At 45.0% G+C, this 342-nt stretch carries 1 protein-coding gene; it reads left to right on the top strand.

All coding sequences use genetic code 11. The features are described 5' to 3' along the window. The coding region (locus tag SQ11_RS15780; RefSeq protein ID WP_041515159.1) for an RDD family protein at positions 1-246 on the top strand (246 nt) is incomplete at its 5' end. Between the last annotated feature and the right edge of the window lie 96 nt (positions 247-342).

Raw genomic sequence — 342 nt, 5'->3', positions numbered from 1 at the left:
GGTGGTATCTATTTTATCTGGTTCTGGACTCATGGTGGCCAAACGCTGGCCATGCAGACCTGGAAATTACAGCTTGTTTCTGCCAATGGCGGAAAAGTTACCACGCAACAAGCGATGGTGCGCTACCTTATGGCTGTAATAGGCATTAGTTTTCTGGGATTTGGGTTGCTGTGGGCTTTGTTTAATCGTGATCGGCAATTTCTGCATGATAAGTTGGCCGGTACACGTATCATAAGACTCAGCTAAGTTAGAAGGCATCGGCGGATTTCTCCTGGAAGGTTTTTGTATCCAGCTATTACGTTAGTCTGTTTCTGTAAAATTCTTGATGGCGAGTTATTGTCG

It is taken from the genome of Nitrosospira sp. NpAV (assembly GCF_000832065.1).
Taxonomy (GTDB): Bacteria; Pseudomonadota; Gammaproteobacteria; order Burkholderiales; family Nitrosomonadaceae; genus Nitrosospira.
The sequence above is the reverse complement of the archived record's forward strand: the minus strand, read 5'-3'. Positions and strand labels throughout refer to the sequence as shown.